The following is a 20,871-nucleotide window of genomic DNA, read 5'->3' as shown; positions in this document are numbered from 1 at the left end:
CTACTGGATGACAATGATAACTAATTTTATAAAGATAATAATTAAAGCAACAAAATATATATTTTGGAGCTTTTTAATTACTGAAATCAACAAAAACATTTTAATTATTCAATAATTCACAATATAGTGCATTTTTTATAAAGTTAATTTATCTTTACACAGAAAATTAAATTATTATGAAAAAAACATTATTCGTTATTTCTTCATTATTTTTCGTTGGCTGTGCAACTAGCAATGACATGCTTTATACCCAAGATGAAGAACAAAGTTTAAACCTAAAGGAAACATTACCATCTGTATCAAATAAAATGTTAGCTTTAAATGGCGGTGAAATTACTTTAATGGATTTAGATTTAAATAAAGCTCTTATCCAACCAGATGGCGGAGGATGTTCATTTGAAACTGGATATAATATAGACAATATTTATACGTCAACGGCTGCATTTGGACCTAATCCACTTACATTTTTTGGATATAGAATTAGAGGATATGGAATGCCAAGAACAGATGGATTCCTTTGGAAAGGTATAAAGTTTAAAGCAGAAAATATCCCCAAAACTATTTTCAATAGAGGACAAAGTCAATTAGTCAATAATGTATTAGAAAATGCACTTTCTATAGAATTTCCTTTTGAAGCAGATGCAACTTATGAGATTACATTAAAAACAATTATTGAAGATGTCATCCGTACAGAAAAACATGATCAATATAACTTGAATGATGATTATCACAAACCAGAGCAAAGTGAAGCATTTCCTACTATAGCTGTTGAATTAGCAGATACACCTGAAATTATTGGAAGTGATCCTTGTTCAGAAAGGCCCATATTAAATAACAGATTTATTTCAGCAAACTATTACAAAAGGCAAAAACCAGAAATAACTATTCCTCCAAATTATGTACAAAAGACATTTGTCTTTAATTTCTCAACAAAAGAAATAAAAAATGCATTAGTTATCTATTATTTACCAGAACTTGGCTCTAACCCTTACATTCCTGAAAGCTTTTTTTATATGTTCCTTACAGGTATAAAAGTAATAAAGAAACCATTTGATCCATCACACATAGCGCCACCTAGAGTTACTACTCCAGACCCTAGCCTTCCGTGCGGTTTTAGAGGAGGATGTTGATAGATTTGATAAAAATCAAAAGCCCCGGAAGATTTTCTCCCGGGACTTTTTTAATTATAAAAAACTGAAAAGATATTCTAAATTATTTAGTCTTAATTTTAGACTCGTCAATATTGTAATACTTAATTACGCTATTGTAGTCTGAATAATCAACCGTTGCAGCTGCAGCGTTTTTAGAGGTACCTGTTTTCGCAGGAACTATCACTACTCTGAATTTTTTGTTGGTGTAATACCCTGGATTGTTATCTAAATTAACCCCATTGGTAGATCTTACATCAATCCCTATATCAAACTTACTGAAGTCATATGAGTACTCTACTTTATCAGCTCCGTTGTTAGGATATTCTGTATAAGGAAGTAATTTCCATATTGGAGCACCATTTGTAGTTAGACCTGTCTGTAAATAAATAAGCACTACATCAGATTCCAATAATGCGCTATTAAAAGCATCATCAAAATGGTATGTAAAACTATCTTCTTTATTAAATTTCGGGATAATATCATAAGCTGTTGAATAAGTATCTTTACCTTGTTCTACTACAGTATCATCACTATTATCACAGCTATAAGCAGTAAAACCTACAGCACCCAGGAATAAAAAGAGAAGTATTTTTTTCATTTCTTATTAAAGTTTAGTTATTATTTATAATGCGTATTCAAATCATATACCAAAAATCTCAAAAACTTTGTTTTCCTCATTTTTTTAATCGTATTTTTGTTCTTATTCAAAAGTCATGAAGAAATTATTATATACTTCACTCTTTATTACCGCATTGATAAGTCCTAAGGTGAAAGCCCAGTATCAGCCAAAAAACGCTTCTAAGGAAGATGTAAAAAAGGCTCAGCAATGGGTAGATAAAACATACAAAAGCCTTTCTCAGGATGAAAAACTAGGACAGCTTTTTATTGTGGCACTTTATACCAATAAAGGTGAAGAGTATATCAGCCAGGTAAGAAATATTGTTACAGCGGATAAAATAGGGGGTCTGATTCTCATGCAGGATGATGCAGGAAGAGAAGTCAATCTGGTGAATGAATTTCAGCAAAAGTCTAAAATCCCTTTAATGATCGGGATGGATGCAGAATGGGGATTGTACCAGAGAATTGCTACAGCACACAAATTCCCCTGGGCAATGACATTGGGCGCTATTCAGGATAAAAATCTTGTATATCAAATGGCGGCAAAAATCGCTGACGACTGCCACAGAATGGGAATTAACTGGGATTTCGCTCCTGTTGTGGATGTGAATACCAATCCTAATAACCCTATCATTGGAAACCGAAGCTTTGGTTCTGAGGTGAATAATGTAATCAGCTCTGCCCTATCCTACTCTAATGGTCTTCAGGATAACAATATTTTAGCTGCTATTAAACATTTCCCGGGACACGGAGACACCAGCACAGACTCACACCTTGACCTTCCCGTAGTTTCTCACTCGATAGACAGACTTAATACAGTAGAACTGGCACCATTCAAAGCTTTGATGAATAAAGGAATTGGTGGTGTAATGGTTGCTCATTTATATGTTCCAAGTTTGGAATCAGGAAAAGGAATTCCCGCTTCTGTTTCTAGAAATATCATTACAGGATTACTGAAAAATAAACTAGGCTATAAAGGTTTAATCATTACCGATGCTTTAAACATGGGCGCTGTAGCTAATAAGTACAAACCGGGTGAACTGGATGCCATGGCTTTCAAAGCAGGAAATGATATTATGCTTTTCTCCCAAGGTGTTTCTGAAGGTAAAAAACTGATCCAAAAAGCCATTGATAAAGGAGAAATCTCTCAATCCAGGGTAGAAGAAAGTGTGAAAAAGATTCTTTTGACAAAATATTTCCTTGGATTGACTCAATACACTCCAAAAAATCCTGAAAATATCAATGCTGATCTTAATAATGATTCTCATACTACTTTGGTACAGAATCTTTATTCCAATGCATTGACTTTATTAAAAGATGAAAAGAAATTACTGCCTCTTACTGGAAAACAGATGTATTATGTTCCCCTTGAAGAAGCTCCTTATCAGACTTTTGCCAACAGGTTGGGTAACAATGTAATCATTAAGAAGGCGGGAGAAAGTAATACGATTCCAGCCGGATCAACAGTAATTGTAGGCTTTCATAAGGATAACTCAACCGCTTATAAACCTTACAAAATCTCAGCAGAATCAAAAAAAGTACTTTCTGATCTTACCAAAAATCAAAATGTAATTCTGAATGTATTCGGAAGTGCTTATGCATTAAAGGATGTTGATATCTCAAAAGTTTCAACAGTTCTTGTTTCTTATGAAAACAATGATGATTCAATGAATGCTGCTGCAGATGCTTTAAACGGAAAAACAAAAATATGGGGTAAACTTCCGGTTCTGGTTAACGATCAACTGAAACCAGGAATGGGTATAGAGCTTAATGCAGCAACCTCAGCCAACACCAAATAATACAACATAAAACAACAATAATCTAATGAAAATAGGCATACTTTGCTATCCCACATACGGAGGAAGCGGAATTGTAGCAACAGAATTAGGAATGTCCCTTGCCAATAAAGGCTATGAAGTACATTTCATCAGTTCTGCCCTTCCTGCAAGATTAGATATCACCAACCCGAATATTTTCTTCCACAGAGTAAATGTTCAGACCTATCCTCTTTTCCAGTATCAGCCTTATGATATTGCGCTGAGTTCAATGATCTACAGGGTTGTCAATCTTTATAAACTGGATCTTCTTCACGCACATTATGCCATTCCTTATGCATATGCAGCTTTTACAGCAAAACAAATGCTGAAGGAAGACAATAATGATATTCCATTGGTCACTACGCTGCACGGTACAGATATTACCCTTGTAGGCCAGCACCCAAGTTATAAACATGCTGTAGAATTTTCAATCAATCAGTCTGATGCGATTACTTCTGTTTCTGAAAGTCTGAAAAAAGATACCCTTCAGTTTTTCCACATTAAAAAGGAAATTCAGGTAATTACCAATTTTATTGATAATTCTGAATTTGACGACTGCTCTGAATGTCAGAGAACACAGTTTGCCAATCCTGATGAAAAGATCCTGATCCACGTATCCAATCTTCGTCCGGTAAAACGTGTAGACGAGGTTCTTCAGATCTTTAAGAATGTGGAGAAAAAAGTTAAGTCCAAACTGATCATCATTGGCGAAGGTCCGGATATGGAAAAAGTAAATCAGTTTTTGGAAGAAAACCCTGAACTCATTTCCAAAATCCGTCTTTTAGGAAAGGTAAATGATCTCTATAAAATCTTACAGCTTTCGGATGTATTTCTTCTCCCTTCGGAGCAGGAAAGTTTTGGTCTGGCAGCTTTGGAAGCGATGGCGGCTTATACTCCGGTAATCAGTTCCAATGCAGGAGGAATTCCTGAAGTGAACATTCAAGGTGAAACCGGATACCTTGCTGAAATTGGAAATGTAGAAGCTATGAGTAACTATACCATCAAGTTGTTGAGCAATGATGAACTTTTAGCCAAAATGAAACAAAATGCGAAAGATCAGGCAATAAAATTCGATTTGAAAAATATTCTTCCTATCTATGAGAAAATGTATAGAACAACCATAGAAAATTTTAATAAGGAGCTGACGAAAGTATAATATTTCTATTATATTTATCGTCAGACTTATGACGGAAAAACTACTTCAATATCTTTGGAACTATAAGGTTTTCAAACATTTTGACTTCAAGGATATTGAAGGAAATTCCGTTGAGATCATCCATTTTGGAAAATGGAATAAAAATGCCGGACCTGATTTTCTGGATGCTAAAATAAAAATTAACAATTTACTTCTTGCAGGAAATATAGAACTGCATATACGCTCTTCAGACTGGATTTTCCACCATCATTCCCAGGATCCCAATTATCAGAATATCATTCTTCATGTGGTATTTCAGCACGACATAGAAATTCATGAACTTACAGAAAAGCAGGTTCCAACATTGGAATTGCATAATTATATTGATGAAAATATCGTCTGGAAATATGAAAAACTTGCTGAAAAAGAAGAATTTATAGCCTGCGAAAATTTATTTGATACAGAAAAAATCCCTGTCAATTTTCATGAAGAGAATATTCTGAAAAAGCTGGATGAGAAATCTTCAGAGCTGGAGCAGAATTTAATCCGATATAAAAATAATTTTGAGGCAGTTTTATTTCACAGCTTTGCCTATTCATTCGGGTTAAAAGTCAATGCCCATATTTTCCGACAAATTGCTGAAAGTGTAGACTATAGTATCATTAATAAAATCCGCCAGAATCCTCTGCAGCTTGAAGCTTTACTATTTGGAATGTCCGGCTGGCTTGATGCCCCTAAGGATGAGCCCATGAAAATATGGAAGAGAGAGTTTGAATTTACCAAAGCCAAACTTTCTATTTCAGACCTTACTTTTCATCCCAAATTTTTAAGACTGAGGCCTCCCAATTTTCCAACCATCCGTCTCTCTCAATTGGCAGACCTTTACAAACATCAGAATTTATTTTCAAAAATCATGGAAGCTGAAAACGCAGATCAATTGTACAACATCTTCAGTTCTATAAAAGCATCTGAATATTGGGATTCGCATTTTAATTTTGGAAGCATTTCCAAAGTACAGCCTAAAGCATTGAGTAAAGATTTTATTGATCTTCTTATTCTCAACACGGTGCTTCCTTTAAAGTATACTTATCACAGATATCATAACGAAGAAATTGCTGATGAAATTATTGAACTGTACCAATCCGTTTCTGCGGAGAAAAACACCATCATTACAAGCTGGAAAAAACTGGGGCTGGAAATCACTAGTGCGTTGGAAAGCCAAAGTCTTATCTATCATCATAAAACCAATTGCGAAACAAAAAACTGCTTAGGATGTGCTATTGGATTTAAACTTTTAAAAGAGTAATTGTACTTTACAGAGAACATCATACGAAGACCTTTATCAAAAAAATTCCTTACCTTGCAGTATTGGATTTAAACTTTTAAATAACAATCTGAAAATGTTGAGTAATATCCGTCATAAAATGGAAAGAGAATGGTTTGGTGTACTGACAAGAATGGGCGCCAAGCTGGGGATTCCTGTGTCAAAATTGAGAATTTTCTTCATCTACTCCACTTTTGCTACAGCCGGTTTCTTCTTTCTGATCTACCTTGGATTGGCATTTACGCTTTGGATTAAAGATATTTTCATCACCAGAAGACCTAGTGTCTTTGATTTATAAATTATGGAATTTTTACCGATTACTTCAGCTGAAGATCATAGAGTTCAGGAAATCTATGCTTCTTACACCACTACTTTTCCTGTAGATGAGCAAAGAGATAAAGAACAGTTTGAGGGCTTATTTTCAAATCCTTATGTAAAATTCATGTCTGTAATCCATGAATCTGAAGCTATTGGTTATCTCATTCTTTGGGAGTTGAGTTCTTTTGTTTTTGTAGAGCATTTTGAAGTGTTTGAAGCATTCAGAAGTAAAAAATTAGGTTCTCATATAATGAATCATTTATCAGAAAGTTATCCTAATATTATCTTAGAGATTGAGCCGGCAGAGCTGAGCGAAGATGCGTCAAGACGCTATTCTTTTTATCAGAGAAATAATTTTAGTCTGATAGATACCACTCATGTACAGCCAAGCTATGGTGAAGGAAAAAAATCCTTAAATTTATGGCTGCTTGCCAATTACACTCCTGAAAATGTAGAGGAAGCAAAAAAAGAAATTCATAAAATTATTTATGCTTAAAATATAAAACGCCGGAAAGCTATTCCGGCGTTTTTCTTATACTGATGTTTATATTTAATTTACCTCATACTCCAGTTTGATGGTAATACTGGCTTCTTTTTCCTTGGAAGAGGTATTGAAAGTTCCTCCATAAGAATAGTCTTCATTGGAATTGGGTGCCGTAATCTGAATCACACCCATTGTTGCCTTTTTCAGATTTCCCAGACTGCTTCCCGAGTTTTCAGCAATTTTTTCAGCACGTTCTTTTGCATCTTTTGTAGCACTGGCAATCATTTCCTGCTTTACAGTGGCCAGTTTGGTGTAGAAATAAGCTGGTGAAGAAGAAGTGAATTCAATTCCGCGATTGATAATTTCAGTAATATTTCTGGACAGGTTTTCTATTTTCCCCACTTCTTTACTCTCTATGGACACTTTTTGGGTAAGATTGTAACCTGAGAATTCTCCCTGAACATAGTTCCCGTTTGAATCATTATAACTTCTGAATTGCTTCTGAATATCTACGGAAGAAAATACAATCTCCTTCTGTTGTATTCCTTTTGAAAGCAAATAGTCATTGATTACTTTTCTGTCTGTTGCCAGCTCATCATAGGCAGATTTCAGATCAGCATTATTTTTGGAAAAACTTCCGGACCAGGTGATCAGATCTGATGTAAATTGTTTGGTTCCAAGCCCTGTCACGGAAATAGTGTTTTCAGATTTGTTTCTGTTTTTAATAGCATTTCCCAAAAAACCAAGTCCGATAACGAAACCTAGCGCAGCTATTGCTACTGCAAAAATGTTTTTATTCATAAAATTTGTGAATTGAGTTGTTGTTACAATAAACATTGTATCAATTTTTATTCCAATATTTTAAGATTTTTTAACATTAAAAAAAATAGAAAACCTGAAAGTTTTGAAACTTATTTTTGATTCTGCTTCAATCTTTCTATAAAAAGAGGGACCGTCTCTTCCAGCCTCAACATAACACCTGAAAGATTTTTTGCTTTTACATATGTTCGTACCTGGGGTTTTGCCAAGAATGAGAACTGAATAAATTCTGAAATCCTATCTGCGGGAACCCCAGCTTTCACAAAATAATCATCATCTATCCTATCCCGAACCCAGAGAATATGCTCCTGAAGATCATCATACTTATATTGTCTTTTCTGTCTTCTCGCTTTACCGCTTATCAGGTCATACACTCCCTGAACATTCAGGTTTCCTAAAAGGATAGGCAAAAGAACACTTTTCACTTCCGCAGGTTTTTCCCTCATCTTTCCTACGGGCTGCGGAAGACCTACAGCATCTCTTACCTGTTCTCCTTTATCAACTTTAGCTACAATACGGGAATCAGTTTCCAGATCTCCTGTAAGTTTTTTTACAATTTTTACTTCACCCACATCTTTCGGAATCATATAAAGAGTAATAAACAACGGTGAATTAATGCCATTGGTAAGAACTCTTCTGGAGATCCTGTTGAAATCTTCTTTTACAAATCTCAATTCATCGTTAGGATTGGCATTAATAGAAAATATTCCTTCTGCATCTGAGTATACTTTTTTGTCCGTAGACATATTGATAACGATTACTTTACTTAAGTTCCCGCCGGTTTCATCCACTATTCGTCCTGTGACAGTCTGTTGGGAAAAGATAGAAATACTGCACAGCAGCATAAGAAAAAGAACTTTCTTTCTCCACCATAGTGTTTCCATATTTTTTATAAAATAATCCAATTTTTATAAAATTATTCTTTAGTTCCTTCCAGTTTATTTGTTTTACTATATTCCGCAAATGCAATTTTAAGCTCATATTCTACAACACTCACCTGAAAATCCTTTCTGTATCGTTTAGCAAGAGAGCGTGTTTTTTCCGCATAAAGAAGGAAAGTATCTATCTGCTCCTCATCCATTCCGTATTTTTTCAGAAAGCCCAGATTGATCTGGCTCCTTACTCTTTTAAGGAAATCCTGAGTTTCATTGTAATTAGCTTTGGTAATTTTAGGTTTAGTTGCTTTATTTACCAAACCAGCTACAGCACTCAACACGCCAAGTACATTTACCTGTCCTGCATTAAAATCATGCCCTGTAAAAGTTTTTGATATATTATTACTCGGCAAAGGCTGATAAAGCGGACTTTTCATATAATCCTCCAGATTAGATTTTAATGACTGAAGTTTTCTGGATTCATTCAAATGTTGATTATCCCTTGCGAGATTTCCTGTAGGTTTATATTTTATTTTTACCTCAGGAATCTGAATCTCCATTCTTTTCAGAATAATATTCAACGGAGAATTAAAGTCATCTCCTGTAATCTTTTTATCAATGCGATAATATCCTTCTTTAACAAATCTGATCTCATCATTTTCTTTTGCTTCGATCTCAAATTTCCCGGACATATCACTTAAGAGACTTTTACCATTGAAATGTTAACAATAAGTGTGGGAGCTAAATCCAGTTCACTAGCTGTGATCACTCGACCTGATATTTTTTGCTGAGCCCAAACCTCTGAAGCCATACAAAAAAGCACAAGAAAAATACATTTACTGATATCTTTTATTTCCATCTATCTTTCAGTTTGTGGAGCGCGATAAGATGAAATTCTAGCCAGGACAAAACGCTGAAACCTATTCAAGTCCGCATCACTGCAGAATCCATATTTCAGAATTTTTTTCCTTTCGAAACCACCTGCAAAAACATAATAAATAAAATGATCTATCAGAGGTTTTTCTATCTTAAGATTGGTAAAATACTCATCTCCAAGACTGGCTCTGATATATTTCATTAAATCAACATCATCCCATCTGTCTTTCACTTTTCCTATCGAAAATCCCTGTCCTTTTGGTTGTACAAATTCTCCGGGTCTTGCAGCTAATATTCTCGGATCCGATTTCTGAGCAATATATTGATCTATCTCTTTAATCAGCTTTTCCACTTTTTTAGGCTTATTATAAAGCTTTGAATCTATTTTCAGATTTCCGGTAAGCCCCTGTTTCACTTCCACTTCAGGAATCTGAATGGTTTGGCGAACCAAACTGACGTTCATTGGAGATTGTGTATTTTCCAGAGAAACTTTTCTTGCCAGACGCTCATATCCTGCTTTTACAAACCTTAGTTCATCACCCTGTCTTCCGGAGATCATAAAGTGACCGTCCCGGTTTGAAACTACTATTTCATCAGTCCGTATATTGATGACATTTACATCCTGCATTTCAGCTCCATTTTCAGAAATAATCTTTCCGAATATATAACTTTGGGCATGAGTATGGATACATAGAATAAAGGATAAAAAAAAGAATAGTTTAAGCTTCACAGGTTATTTTTTATAAAGCAAAGCTAAAATTATTTTTAATTTATACCATAAGTTTAACCACAGTTAACGTGTTTTAATATTTCTTTTTAATTTTTGCCTTCTAAACTGTTAAATCGGTTGATTAAATTGTTAAAAATTCTTTTAAATTTTAGCTAACTTGCAGTCTCAATTCTCTTTCAACAATGCAAAATTCTTACACAGTCATCAATGCTTCTGCCGGATCCGGGAAAACTTACGCCCTGGTACAAAGGCTTCTGATGATCTGTCTCCGTTATCCTAATCAACAGCAGTCGATCAGGAATATTCTCGCTCTGACTTTCACCAATAAGGCTGCAAACGAGATGAAGGAAAGAATTTTATCATGGCTGGGAAATTTCTCAGCGAAAGAGTATGCAGAGAATACCGATCTGAAAAATATTCAGAGAGCATTTGAAGAACAGGGTTTAAAAATTACCCTTGATGAGCTTCATCACCGTTCAAAAAAACTATTAGATTACGTTCTTCATAATTATTCTACATTGAATATTGGAACTATTGACCGTTTTAATTCAAGGCTGGTAAGAAGCTTTTCCTATGAATTGGGACTGGCGAAAAATTTCAATCTTGAAATTGAAGCAGAGCCGTTTCTGATAGAAGCGGTTGATAAAATGCTGGATCAGATTGGTGCGAATGAAACAATTTCCAATTCTTTCATGGATTATGTAGACTACAGTCTTGAAAATAATGAAAGAATTAATCTTAATAAAAACCTTTACGATTCCGCCAAAGAATTTGTGAAGGACATTCATTATGAGCACCTGAAAAGTAACAAAAGTTTTGATGATGCCAATTATGAAAATATAAAGAATACGCTCCGTAAAGAGATTGTACAGAATAAAAAACAGTCTGCAGAGCTTGCTGCCGGTTCTATTGAATTGTTCAAATCCAGAAATATTGACATTGAAGATTTTGCCCAGGGTAAAAATGGAATCGGAGGTTTTTTTACTAAAGTGATAGATTTCTATCAACAGAAAAGAGCCGGATTTCCTTTTCCAACCACTCAGGAGGAATCTGTTATCAATAATTATAGAAAAGGAGCTTCTTCAAAATCGAAACATAAAGAATCTGAGATTTTTGAAATTCTGGATCAGCTTCTCGATAACAGAATGAAACTTATTATTTTGTTCATTGAGACTCAAAAGAAAGAAAAAGTATTGTCTGCTCTTCTTCCTCTGAAGGTAAATAAAGATATTCAGGATGAACTACAAAAAATTGAGGAAGAAAATGATCTTGTTCTTCTTTCCAAATTTAATATCCTGATTAATGAAAATCTTAAGAATGAACCTTCTGCTTTTATTTATGAAAAAGTAGGAGCCCAGTTTCAGCATTATTTCTTTGATGAGTTTCAGGATACCTCGGAACTTCAGTGGCAGAATTTTGTTCCATTGAGGGATCATAGTGTTTCTACAGAATATACTTCTTTTACATTGGTGGGAGATCCCAAGCAGAGTATCTACAGATTCCGTGGTGGAGAAAGTAAACTGATGCTCGATATTATCAACAAAAAAGAATTCTCCCCAAAAGAAGCAGATCTTCTTGTATTGAAAGATAACTGGAGAAGTGCAAGAAACATTGTACAGTTCAATAATGAATTGTACCGTTTTCATTCCGAAGGACTGCTGGAAGAACATAAGAATATTTTCGGGGCAGATGCTGAGCAGAATCCAAAATCTAAGATGGATGGTCGTGTAAAGGTAAATCTGATTGAAAATCTTACGAATGAAGAATTTTACCAGGACACATCTGAAAGAATGCGAAAAGATATTCAGGAATGTCTGGATAATGGTTTTAAGTTTTCTGATATCACCATCCTTTGCCGTGGAAACTTTGATATTTTCAGTTATTCCCAAAAACTGGGTGCTTTAAAGGTCAATTATCGTGGTGAGGAAACCAATGTTAAAACAATTTCTGATAAAGGTCTTACGCTGGAACTTTCCAACACTTTAAAAGCTGTTATTGAATTCCTTCGTTGGGAACTCAATCCTAAGAATAAACATTGTCTGATCATGATGATGTACCATTTGAATACATTGGGAAAAATTCACATGCCGGATTTCACTTTAGATATGAAAGAAATTCTGGAGATAGAAGGCCATGAAGAGATCCTTCAGTTTATTCAGGAGAAATATTCACTTCAGCTTAAACAGGATAATTTCCCGAGATTCAATCTGTATAATTTTATTGAGTATTATATCAACGAATTTTCTGTTGAAAACAAAGAAACAGACTTTTTGCTGAACTTTCTGGAAATGCTTTTCAACTTTACGCAGAATGCGGGTGCCAGCACGAAAGAATTTTTGAAATATTGGGATGAAGAGGCTTCTTCGTATACCATTCAGGCTTCGGAAAATATTGATGCCATTCAGATCATGACCATTCATAAGTCTAAAGGGTTGGAATTCCCCATTGTTTTTATTCCTATGATGAACAAAAATAGGGATAGTGAGTTTACCAATTGGTTTGATACAAATGAAAATGAAGCGTTAAAATCTGTCAACATCAATCAGTTTAGCAAAAACCTGGAAGCGTATGATGACGAAATTCTGTTTTTCAACACCAAAAACTCTTATAAAAATCTGATTGACAGATTATGTCTGCAGTATGTAGCCACTACAAGACCTGTTGAACAGTTATTCTTCTATCTTCAAAAAGCGAATAAGACTTCTAATAATCTTGAGCTTCTGGAATTCCTTCAAGACAAAAATCCGGAAAAGGCCGATGAGTTTGATGTATATGAAGTGAATCCTGAAATGCTGAAAAAATATTCGAAAGATAAAAGTTCATCCTTTAAAACCAAAAATATTCAGGATCTGAAGAATGTGAACGAAAAAAATACTTCGATCAAAATTGCAACGCCTTCAAAAAACTATCAGGTTCGAAATGAAAAGGTAAGAATCGGGCTTTTTGTACACGAGCTTCTATCGAAAATCAATACTGAAAAAGATATCAGCAAAGTATTGGAAGGCTATGCTTTGGAAGGTCAGATCACTTTGGAGGAAAAAAATGAAATACAGCTCACTTTACAGGAGATCGTCAGAACTTATTCTGAATTCTTTGATGAAAAATGGGAAGTAATCAATGAAAAGGACATTATGATCTCTGAAAACGGAGAAAGCCATATATTCAGACCAGACCGTATTTTGAAGGGTGATGAAGGATATATGATTGTTGATTTCAAAACCGGTGAACAAAAAACCAAGGATGAAGCGCAGGTAGAAGGGTATAAAAATATCTTGGAACGTCTAGGGAAAAAGGTTCTCAAAACTCAGATTATATATCTATAAACTCCTAAAAAACAACATTATAAAAAGGTTAATATAAAAATTATTCAAAATAGAAATGGTTTTGTTATTTTTATTAAGTACAAACAGAATATGATGTATCATTTATTTTGATTACAACTAACCATGAGAATATATTTAATTTCCTTTGTAATAAGCCTGATCATCATGTTGATCTCTACAGTGATCACCTATAATATCATTGATGGTTTAGATCCCCCTGTTACAGAGGATGAACACCGATATATGCCGATTGGAAACATTATAAAATCTTTACTACTGAGTTTTGTCTTGGGTGCTTTTGTTTTTATCGTAGCCGTTAAAATACAGAGAAAAAAATGACCCCTTATTAAATCATAAGTTTAGGCTACGATAAGGATTAGATCCCATATCTATTAAATATTTTAAGAATACCTTACAATATTCCATTTCTAAAAAATAAAAACCGCTATTCCATGGGAAAGCGGTTTTATATTTTGAAAAATTTTCAATCTTATGCAGTTGTATTAGGAGTAAATACTCTCTGAGACAGCTCCTGGTCAAAAAGGTATAATGCCGATGGATTATCACATACCATTTTGATTTTTGTTACATACTGAGAAGCACTAGCCTCTTCTTCTACCTGCTCGTTGATAAACCATTGCAGGAAGGATGTTGTCGCAAAATCTCCCTCTTCGTTAGCATTTTTTACAATATTGAAAATACTTTTAGTTACGATTTTCTCATGTGCCAATGCTTTTTCAAAAATATCTGTTGCATTTTCGAACTCATGTGGAGGTTTTGGAATTTCTCCGATGATAATTTCTCCCCCTACATCGTTCAGGTAATCAAACATTTTATCTGCGTGCATCAATTCTTCTTTGCTTTGTACTCTGAAGTAGTTGGCAATTCCATCAAGATCTTTTCCGGAAAACCATGCAGACATTGAAAGATAATATTGAGCGGCGTATTGTTCGTGGGCAATTTGTTCGTTAATTAATTTTGCAATTTTTTCGCTAACCATAAGTATTAAATTTATAGTCAAAAATAGGGAATAAAAGACCGAAATCAAAAGTTTTAAAGAAATTTAATACAAAAAGGATGGAAAAACATCCATCCTTTACACATTAAAAAACTAAAATTGAAGGTGCTTAATTTACATCAGCAGTTCCTGTATTCATAGGCTTTTTCATCATTCTTCTATCTTTCTTGGCCATCTTCATTTTCTCTGCTTTTGCTTTTCTGTCAGCCTGCCATTTATCATATTGTTCAGGATTTAGGATGTTTTTCATATCTGCATCCATTTGTGCTCTTTTGGCCTGCATTTCCTGCATTTTAGCTTGTCTGTCTCCTTTATTTTTTTCAAACTCAGCTTTCATTTCTGCTTTTCTTTTGTCCTGAAGAGCTTTTATCTGAGCTACCTGAGACTGGTTCAGATTAAGATCTTTTTGCATCTGGTCTAAACGTTCCTGTTGCTTCTGCTGCATTTTCTGCTTCATTTCAACAGCTCTTGCCTGTCTGTCCTGTTGAGTTGTATTGGTTTGTTGTGCCATTGCAAAACTTCCCATTCCGATAAATGCTATTGCTAAAACTAATTTTTTCATCTTTTTAAAATTTAATTAATTGTTATTTTCTGATTGTTATCTTGTTGTTATATCTTTTTGATTATGAAATAAAACACAAGTTAAATTAACACATTCACAAATAATGTTAAATTTTAACAAAAACAAATCAAATAAAAACAAAAAAAAGGGCAGATTATAAAAACCTACCCTTCACACCACTTAAATATAATATATGAAAATTAATTCCTTACTAAACTGCCTCTAAAACCTCCTCCATTGCTGCGATTTTCCTGTCTTGGAGCAGAACTTTCAGATCTTTGTCTGAAACCACCTCCATTACTATTTCTAAAACCACCATTATCTTCTCTTTTTGAAGCTTCTCTTCTTACTTCGCTGTTTCCTCTGAAACCGCCTCCGTTACTATTTCTGAAACCTCCGTTATTGTCTGTATTTACTCTGGTTCCACCATTATCAGAACTTCCACGAAATCCTCCTCCATTACTATTTCTGAAGCCTCCGTTGCTGGTAGTACTTCCACTATTCATTCCGTTACTGTTTCTGAAACCTCCATTATTATCACGGAAGCTGCCCGATCTTTCTGTAGTTCTTGTATTTCTGAATCCACTGCCCGCTCCATTATCTCTTCTTACAATATCAAAAGTAGGGTTATCCATTCTACGGAATCTTGATCTGTCTACCCTGTAAACATTGATATTGATATTTCTATATCTTGGCATTACAGTGTATCTCGGTACATAGTACGTTCTTCTATAATTCTGGAAATATACAATTGGGCTGGAACCTCTGTAATAGTTATTCTGGAAAACGACAAATACTCTTGGTCCTAAAATTCTTTGCATTGCATAAAACCTGTCATAGTACCATCTATCGGGATTATATCTGTAGAAATTATTCCAGGATGTAAAACTTGCGTACAGATTATTTAATCTCATAATCTGGTCTACCTGCCATCTGCTTAATCTATTCTGTACGAAAAATCCGTTCCAGTCGATATTAATAATACTATTTCTGTAATCGTTATAATAACTTTGATAATAATCACTTGGATAATAATCCTGTGGATAATTGTAATAATAATCATCCGGGAAATAGTTTCTATCATCTTCATCACTATAATAGTCTCCTCCTCCATTCTGATAATAACCGTCATCACCCCAACCATTATTCGGATACTGCTGAGCCGACGTCAAAACGCCTAACCCAAAAGCTAATCCTAAAAATATTTTTTCATCTCTATAGTCGTTAATTGGTTAATATATAGCAGAATATCTTAATTCTATCTTTTTGATACAAATAAAAAAAAGAAGTTAAATCTTAAGATCAAACTTCTTTAAAAATATTATTAACCAACTGATAATCAAGTGTTAAATTTACATTCTTCCGCTGTCTTTTACCCAGAAAGCAATTTTTTCGTTGAAAGATTTTTGCATTTTCAGGTCTTCCAGGTTGATGTGCATTCTATAACGCCAATAATGCGGGAAGACTGCAGGATTGTTAATTCTTTCATTATCCATTTTCTTATTGGTAAGTTTTGCATCAGTTGCCAGAAACTCCTGAACAGGGAAAATTGCCAGCATAGACTCGTTATATAAATGCTGTTTCATAATGATCTCCGCAAGATGAGGATTAAGGTCTGCCGGAGCTTTTCCGTACTGTATCAACTGCTGATTGAAATATTTTTGGGTAAGTGCAGGATCTTCTTTCCACCATTGTCTCAATGTAGAGCTGTCATGGGAAGAAGCCGTCACTACATTCATATAGTTAGCGTTCTTGGGATTATAGAACGGAATATTCTCAGAAGGCATACGTTGTACTTTCAGCGCTATAATGGCTAATTCATCCATTACAATCGGTACACAAGCAGGAACCATTCCCAGATCTTCTCCACAGATAAGCATTTTCGTAGCATTCAGGATAACCGGAAGCTTTTCCATAGCTTTTTCATGCCACAGATGATCCTGTCTTCTGAAGAAATAATCGTGATACAGGTCATAAATACTTTTCTGCTCAGATTCCGGAAGGTATTTATAAGATTCTGTATTATAAACATTGAATCTTGGATGATAAACTGTTTTGCCGTTTCTTTCTTCGGTTAAGAACAAAACATTGGCACACAGGGCAACCAGTTTTTCTTCAAGGGAACCGTAAGATTTTTTCTTAAAGAAATTAACCAGCTTTCTTTGGGTATCAAATTCTTCTTTGAAAGTATAGGTTCCATTGTCATTGCGGTTCATGAACTCAAGAGCTTTTCCGCCATCTTCTCCAAAATAATCCCATAAGATTTGATTGTTTATAAAAGGCTTACAATACCTGTCAAAATTGAATGGTATCTGCCATGCTTTAAATTCATCCGCTACAATTGGAACAGCTGGATAAAAGTAACCTAAAATTCCTTGTACGGCAGAAATTGGCATTCTCCATATTCTGAAAAAACCTAGAATATGATCTATTCTCATGGCATCAAAATACTGTTCAAGTGCTTTGAACCTGTTTTTCCACCATCTGTAGTCATCTGCTTTCATAGCTTCCCAATTGTAAGTTGGGAATTCCCAGTTTTGTCCTAATTCTGTAAACTGGTCTGGGGGTGCTCCGGCCTGGAAATCCATTCCAAATAATTCCGGCTCTGTCCAAGCTTCCACAGAGTGTCTGTAAATACCAATCGGAAGGTCTCCCTTCAACGATATTCCTAGGTTATGAGCGTAATCTACGGCATCTTTCAACTGTATGTGCAGTTGATACTGAACCCAGGCATGAAGCATTGAGGTATCATAATCTTTGTTTTTTGTTGTAAAAAACTGTGAGATCTTGCCTGCAATATATTTTTTGTGGGTTTTCCACTCGTTGAAATTGGGTGTTTTATATTTATCCCTCAATACGCAAAATGCTGAATAAGGGATAAGCCAATATTCATTATCCTTGATAAATTTTTTGAAGTTTTTATCTTTATAAATTTTATCCTTTTCAGCATTGAAAACAGCTTTAAGATATTTCCATTTGCCTGCAATCATTTTTTCGTAATCAATCAGATCCAGAGCATTTAAGTTCTCTTTTTCAATCAGATACTCATCAACTAATTCTTTAGGTAAATAAAAATCAAGCTTTTCTAAGGAAATATATTGTGGATGCAGCGCATAGACAGATACTGCAGCATAGGGATAAGAGTCTGTCCAGGTATAATTTGCTGTTGTATCATTGATTGGAAGAATCTGGATAATACCAAGGTTGGTTTCTTTCGTCCAGTCTGCCAATTTCTTAATATCAGCAAATTCTCCCACACCAAATCCTTCTTCACTTCTCAAAGAGAATACGGGAACGGCTACTCCAGCATCGTGATACATTTGATACCCCTTAAATCTAAAATAATGATTGGAAACAATCTGTAAAACATCCGGCAACTGATTCGCTACCGTAAATCTGTTTTCTCCTGTTTCTACATCAATGACTCTATTTTCTTTGGTATCAAAAATACAGTACTTGAATTGAATAAATTCATTCTCAGGAATTTCAACAGAAGCTTCCCACATCCCAAAATCTGTTTGATACAAATGAATTACTTTTTCATAATTCCAGTTTCCCAAGGATGCCGTACTTCCAAAAAGTACAACCCTCCAGTTTGGATTATAAATTGGGGCTTCTATTCTGAATAAGTGAGTATGTTTTTTTAAAACTATTACTTTTTCAGGAACAAAATCGTACAGCTTATTGTAAAGGATTTTGTTGTTTAAATAGTTCTCAGGGAAATTCTTGTTATTCCATTCGTCAAAAATGACAAACTCCTTATAATTATGTGGAAAACTAAAGTGATGTGGAACAAATTCTTCTCGTAATACATTTTTTTTCTCGTCTACAACTCTGTATTGGTAAGAAATAGATTTTGAAAAGTTATCTACTTCACATTTCCATAAACCATTCTCACCGTAAAACATTGTATGGACATGTACCGCAGTACCTTCTTCTCCAATTACAAGCTGTAATTTCTCTCCGGCCTTTACAACATACCCTACATTAAAGTATAGTTTCATCTATATTTTTTTATAAAAGTACATTTTAATATTGAAAAATAAAACTTATTGAATATCAAATAATCATTAAAAGACCTTTTCAAAAATGTTTGAAAAGGTCTCTATATTTTGAATTATAATTCTAAATTATTTTGTTATAAGAACCTTCTTATTAAAAATCGTTTTTCCTGATTCATTGGTAATATTTACAATATAAGCCCCACTCACCAATCCTTTAAGATATACTCTTTCATCTGATGAGTTATCTTTTACAGTGAGATTCTGGGTCATTACATTTTTACCGGACATATCAAAAACATTCAGCTGAATATTCCCTTTTACATTTTTATTAACATGAATGTTGATGTAATGCTCATCTATTTTTGTTGGATAAATGTCAAGATCAGCCAAAGTATTGGTAGTTGTAGCTTTATCATTCACAAAATATTTACTTGCCAGATCATAGATATGCAGTCCTTGCTCTCCAGGAAGCTGCTTGGCCTGTAAAGTTGTCAAGTCTACTTCATATAAAGCACCTCCTTTTGCGCTTGCAATAACTATTTTGCCTTGAGCATTTACGGCAGATCCATTTACAGAATAATTATCTGGAATTCCTGTTATTTTCCCCACAAATTTAGCGGTCAAATCTTTCGTCAAGACTTTGAAAACATTTCCTGAAGCCGAAAAAACATAGAAATTATTATCAGTATCAGCAATCATATCACCACCAAAGCCCGTTTCCATAGCTGTAAAGGAATTTCTCCCATTCGAAGAATCATCCTTAATGATTCCAAGATCATTTACCACATACTGTCCATTTTTTTGTTAATTTCCAAAAATTGTGTTCCCGCATTATTTACAGCGTAAATATTTCCATTATATCCTGTTGTCATTCTTGTAATATGAGAATTGATATCACAGGAAGAGATTCTTGCTACATTATTTTCTACCAACGTTATCTCTTTAGTTTGAGGATTTAAAACATAAATATTAGAAGAAAACATAGGCATATACACCAGATTATTATTCGAAGAATCATAGGCCAGGGCTGCCAGTGTTATTGATTGGGAGTTATTGTAAGAATTTCTATCTTCTGCTATAACACCTTTTCTAGCCTGTGAAAATACTTTAGCTGAAGAATCAGCTGTAAAAATTTTCTCCCCAGAAGTTCCATTAACAGCATCAATTGTTCGGAAATCATTGAAGGTAATATTCTGAGTATCTTTTCCTGTAATAGCAAAGAAATCCTGTTGTGCTTGTGCATTAACACCCAATAACAGCAAAAATAGAGGGAATAAATGTTTTTTCATATTATATATCTTTAGATTTGTAATCATTTTAACCTTACTAAGTTACGCAATTTTCAGATTAAAAAATAAAAATCCCTCGTATTTGAATAAAAATTATCCGCTGATGATATGGTATTCGATACACCTTCTATTTCCATTGTGTCATTCCGCAGGAATCCAGGCTTTAGAGGATGCAAAATGACAGAATAATGTCTAAGTTTTTTAGCTCCTGGTATTAGCAGTGTCATGCTGAGCTGAGTCGAAGCATTTTAATTACGATGAATTATATTTTTACTATTGTAACAGTATGGAAGAACTTTATTTAGACTCCTACGGAGTGACAATGATGTGGGGTAGAGGATAAGAATAGATGATGGAGGATGGTTTGTGTTTGTTTTGGGATGGGTACAAAACAAAAAAATCCTTTATCATCAGATAAAGGATTTTTTAAAAATAAAATAAAAACTGGCGGCGGCCTACTCTCCCGCTTTCGCAGTACCATCGGCGCTGGTGGGCTTAACTTCTGTGTTCGGAATGGGAACAGGTGAG

The 20,871-nt window shown here is 34.4% G+C and carries 19 protein-coding genes and 1 rRNA gene; 8 read left to right on the top strand and 12 right to left on the bottom strand.

Translation table 11 applies throughout. The features are described 5' to 3' along the window. The first annotated feature begins 176 nt into the window (after positions 1 to 176). Complete coding sequence (locus BOQ62_RS20625) at positions 177 to 1,130, top strand: hypothetical protein (RefSeq protein WP_129042242.1); 954 nt, start codon at positions 177 to 179, stop codon at positions 1,128 to 1,130. Between the two features lie 82 nt (positions 1,131 to 1,212). On the opposite strand, the gene BOQ62_RS20620 is transcribed toward BOQ62_RS20625, so the two are convergent. After that, complete coding sequence (locus tag BOQ62_RS20620; RefSeq protein ID WP_129042241.1) at positions 1,213 to 1,749, bottom strand: hypothetical protein; 537 nt, start codon at positions 1,747 to 1,749, stop codon at positions 1,213 to 1,215. A gap of 115 nt (positions 1,750 to 1,864) precedes the next feature. Between BOQ62_RS20620 and BOQ62_RS20615 the strand changes: the two genes are divergently transcribed. The 5 genes from BOQ62_RS20615 (at position 1,865) to BOQ62_RS20595 (ending at position 6,859) form a co-directional block, all read left to right on the top strand. Further along, positions 1,865 to 3,568: a glycoside hydrolase family 3 protein gene (locus tag BOQ62_RS20615; protein WP_129042240.1), complete on the top strand. Its 1,704-nt coding sequence runs from the start codon at positions 1,865 to 1,867 to the stop codon at positions 3,566 to 3,568. A 25-nt stretch (positions 3,569 to 3,593) separates the two neighbouring features. Continuing rightward, positions 3,594 to 4,742 carry an N-acetyl-alpha-D-glucosaminyl L-malate synthase BshA gene (bshA, locus tag BOQ62_RS20610; protein WP_129042239.1) on the top strand — a complete coding sequence of 383 codons (1,149 nt, stop codon included), beginning with the start codon at positions 3,594 to 3,596 and terminating at the stop codon, positions 4,740 to 4,742. Between the two features lie 28 nt (positions 4,743 to 4,770). After that, the gene (locus BOQ62_RS20605; RefSeq protein WP_129042238.1) at positions 4,771 to 6,027 is read left to right on the top strand and encodes a DUF2851 family protein; all 1,257 of its coding nucleotides are present in this window, start codon (positions 4,771 to 4,773) and stop codon (positions 6,025 to 6,027) included. Between the two features lie 94 nt (positions 6,028 to 6,121). Further along, complete coding sequence (locus tag BOQ62_RS20600) at positions 6,122 to 6,343, top strand: PspC family transcriptional regulator (RefSeq protein WP_027373948.1); 222 nt, start codon at positions 6,122 to 6,124, stop codon at positions 6,341 to 6,343. Positions 6,344 to 6,346: 3 nt separating this feature from the next. Further along, entirely contained in the window at positions 6,347 to 6,859 is a 513-nt protein-coding gene (locus BOQ62_RS20595; protein WP_129042237.1) for a GNAT family N-acetyltransferase, read from the top strand. Between the two features lie 54 nt (positions 6,860 to 6,913). On the opposite strand, the gene BOQ62_RS20590 is transcribed toward BOQ62_RS20595, so the two are convergent. From BOQ62_RS20590 to BOQ62_RS20575, 4 genes are all read right to left on the bottom strand, one after another. Then, entirely contained in the window at positions 6,914 to 7,648 is a 735-nt protein-coding gene (locus BOQ62_RS20590) for an SIMPL domain-containing protein (protein ID WP_129042236.1), read from the bottom strand. 110 nt (positions 7,649 to 7,758) lie between these two features. Next, positions 7,759 to 8,550 carry a carboxypeptidase-like regulatory domain-containing protein gene (locus BOQ62_RS20585; protein WP_129042235.1) on the bottom strand — a complete coding sequence of 264 codons (792 nt, stop codon included), beginning with the start codon at positions 8,548 to 8,550 and terminating at the stop codon, positions 7,759 to 7,761. 32 nt (positions 8,551 to 8,582) lie between these two features. Then, positions 8,583 to 9,233 carry a hypothetical protein gene (locus BOQ62_RS20580; RefSeq protein WP_228414414.1) on the bottom strand — a complete coding sequence of 217 codons (651 nt, stop codon included), beginning with the start codon at positions 9,231 to 9,233 and terminating at the stop codon, positions 8,583 to 8,585. 167 nt (positions 9,234 to 9,400) lie between these two features. Continuing rightward, positions 9,401 to 10,147, bottom strand: a complete 747-nt coding sequence (locus BOQ62_RS20575) for a hypothetical protein (RefSeq protein ID WP_129042234.1) — start codon at positions 10,145 to 10,147, stop codon at positions 9,401 to 9,403. Positions 10,148 to 10,329: 182 nt separating this feature from the next. Between BOQ62_RS20575 and BOQ62_RS20570 the strand changes: the two genes are divergently transcribed. Both BOQ62_RS20570 and BOQ62_RS20565 read left to right on the top strand, forming a co-directional pair. Then, entirely contained in the window at positions 10,330 to 13,470 is a 3,141-nt protein-coding gene (locus tag BOQ62_RS20570) for a UvrD-helicase domain-containing protein (protein ID WP_129042233.1), read from the top strand. 123 nt (positions 13,471 to 13,593) lie between these two features. Next, positions 13,594 to 13,809 carry a hypothetical protein gene (locus tag BOQ62_RS20565; protein ID WP_129042232.1) on the top strand — a complete coding sequence of 72 codons (216 nt, stop codon included), beginning with the start codon at positions 13,594 to 13,596 and terminating at the stop codon, positions 13,807 to 13,809. Positions 13,810 to 13,960: 151 nt separating this feature from the next. Here BOQ62_RS20565 and BOQ62_RS20560 read toward each other — a convergent pair whose 3' ends face one another. The 7 genes from BOQ62_RS20560 to rrf all read right to left on the bottom strand — a co-directional run. Then, positions 13,961 to 14,470, bottom strand: a complete 510-nt coding sequence (locus BOQ62_RS20560) for a ferritin (protein WP_105704292.1) — start codon at positions 14,468 to 14,470, stop codon at positions 13,961 to 13,963. A 127-nt stretch (positions 14,471 to 14,597) separates the two neighbouring features. Beyond that, complete coding sequence (locus BOQ62_RS20555) at positions 14,598 to 15,050, bottom strand: hypothetical protein (protein WP_129042231.1); 453 nt, start codon at positions 15,048 to 15,050, stop codon at positions 14,598 to 14,600. A gap of 200 nt (positions 15,051 to 15,250) precedes the next feature. After that, a complete protein-coding gene (locus BOQ62_RS20550; RefSeq protein WP_228414412.1) occupies positions 15,251 to 16,222 on the bottom strand; it encodes a hypothetical protein in 972 nt (323 codons plus the stop codon). Positions 16,223 to 16,402: 180 nt separating this feature from the next. Then, positions 16,403 to 19,054: a 4-alpha-glucanotransferase gene (locus BOQ62_RS20545; protein WP_129042229.1), complete on the bottom strand. Its 2,652-nt coding sequence runs from the start codon at positions 19,052 to 19,054 to the stop codon at positions 16,403 to 16,405. A 126-nt stretch (positions 19,055 to 19,180) separates the two neighbouring features. Further along, positions 19,181 to 19,840 carry a T9SS type A sorting domain-containing protein gene (locus BOQ62_RS23690; protein ID WP_228414410.1) on the bottom strand — a complete coding sequence of 220 codons (660 nt, stop codon included), beginning with the start codon at positions 19,838 to 19,840 and terminating at the stop codon, positions 19,181 to 19,183. Next, positions 19,834 to 20,343, bottom strand: a complete 510-nt coding sequence (locus tag BOQ62_RS23685) for a hypothetical protein (protein WP_228414407.1) — start codon at positions 20,341 to 20,343, stop codon at positions 19,834 to 19,836. Before BOQ62_RS23685 ends, BOQ62_RS23690 begins: the two co-directional genes overlap by 7 nt. 442 nt (positions 20,344 to 20,785) lie before the next feature. Next, a 5S ribosomal RNA gene (gene rrf / locus BOQ62_RS20535) occupies positions 20,786 to 20,871 on the bottom strand; the annotation flags it as partial.

This window comes from Chryseobacterium sp. CH21, from assembly GCF_004119445.1.
GTDB lineage: Bacteria > Bacteroidota > Bacteroidia > Flavobacteriales > Weeksellaceae > Chryseobacterium.
This window is presented reverse-complemented; position numbering and strand designations above follow the sequence as displayed.

What these genes read in the sequence shown, in the direction of transcription:
- BOQ62_RS20625 (WP_129042242.1), top strand. Translation starts at nt 177, where the DNA reads ATGAAAAAAACATTATTCGTTATTTCTTCATTATTTTTCGTTGGCTGT.
- BOQ62_RS20595 (WP_129042237.1), top strand. Translation starts at nt 6,347, where the DNA reads ATGGAATTTTTACCGATTACTTCAGCTGAAGATCATAGAGTTCAGGAA.
- BOQ62_RS20580 (WP_228414414.1), bottom strand. Translation starts at nt 9,233, where the DNA reads ATGTCCGGGAAATTTGAGATCGAAGCAAAAGAAAATGATGAGATCAGA.
- BOQ62_RS20590 (WP_129042236.1), bottom strand. Translation starts at nt 7,648, where the DNA reads ATGAATAAAAACATTTTTGCAGTAGCAATAGCTGCGCTAGGTTTCGTT.
- BOQ62_RS23685 (WP_228414407.1), bottom strand. Translation starts at nt 20,343, where the DNA reads ATGAAAAAACATTTATTCCCTCTATTTTTGCTGTTATTGGGTGTTAAT.
- BOQ62_RS20565 (WP_129042232.1), top strand. Translation starts at nt 13,594, where the DNA reads ATGAGAATATATTTAATTTCCTTTGTAATAAGCCTGATCATCATGTTG.
- BOQ62_RS20585 (WP_129042235.1), bottom strand. Translation starts at nt 8,550, where the DNA reads ATGGAAACACTATGGTGGAGAAAGAAAGTTCTTTTTCTTATGCTGCTG.
- BOQ62_RS20545 (WP_129042229.1), bottom strand. Translation starts at nt 19,054, where the DNA reads ATGAAACTATACTTTAATGTAGGGTATGTTGTAAAGGCCGGAGAGAAA.
- BOQ62_RS20605 (WP_129042238.1), top strand. Translation starts at nt 4,771, where the DNA reads ATGACGGAAAAACTACTTCAATATCTTTGGAACTATAAGGTTTTCAAA.
- bshA (WP_129042239.1), top strand. Translation starts at nt 3,594, where the DNA reads ATGAAAATAGGCATACTTTGCTATCCCACATACGGAGGAAGCGGAATT.
- BOQ62_RS20615 (WP_129042240.1), top strand. Translation starts at nt 1,865, where the DNA reads ATGAAGAAATTATTATATACTTCACTCTTTATTACCGCATTGATAAGT.
- BOQ62_RS20620 (WP_129042241.1), bottom strand. Translation starts at nt 1,749, where the DNA reads ATGAAAAAAATACTTCTCTTTTTATTCCTGGGTGCTGTAGGTTTTACT.
- BOQ62_RS20555 (WP_129042231.1), bottom strand. Translation starts at nt 15,050, where the DNA reads ATGAAAAAATTAGTTTTAGCAATAGCATTTATCGGAATGGGAAGTTTT.
- BOQ62_RS20560 (WP_105704292.1), bottom strand. Translation starts at nt 14,470, where the DNA reads ATGGTTAGCGAAAAAATTGCAAAATTAATTAACGAACAAATTGCCCAC.
- BOQ62_RS20570 (WP_129042233.1), top strand. Translation starts at nt 10,330, where the DNA reads ATGCAAAATTCTTACACAGTCATCAATGCTTCTGCCGGATCCGGGAAA.
- BOQ62_RS20600 (WP_027373948.1), top strand. Translation starts at nt 6,122, where the DNA reads ATGTTGAGTAATATCCGTCATAAAATGGAAAGAGAATGGTTTGGTGTA.